The following is a 243-nucleotide window of genomic DNA, read 5'->3' as shown; positions in this document are numbered from 1 at the left end:
GGCGCAGATTTTATCGGCCAAAGGAAGATCATGTTCAATGCGTACACGGGGTAATTCAGCCGGTAAAGGCTTACGGCCGGATGTTTTTTTAACGGGCTTTGGTGTTTCAGCCAGGGGCAATGCCGAGTGTAAGGATTCGGCGTCTATCGACTCGGCCGTATCCACTGCAGAGGCATCGGCCTCGCATTCAACCTCATCGAACAGTTCGACTTGTTGATCACTTTTTTCGCTGCTTTTACCAAA

At 50.2% G+C, this 243-nt stretch carries 1 protein-coding gene; it reads right to left on the bottom strand.

Going from position 1 to position 243, the window contains the following annotated elements:
• Nucleotides 1-243: IS66 family transposase (locus WG929_RS21170; protein ID WP_416207647.1), on the bottom strand; the 243-nt coding region annotated here is incomplete at both ends.

It is taken from the genome of Oceanobacter antarcticus (assembly GCF_044962685.1).
In the GTDB taxonomy this organism is placed as follows: Bacteria; Pseudomonadota; Gammaproteobacteria; order Pseudomonadales; family Oceanobacteraceae; genus Oceanobacter; species Oceanobacter antarcticus.
This window is presented reverse-complemented; position numbering and strand designations above follow the sequence as displayed.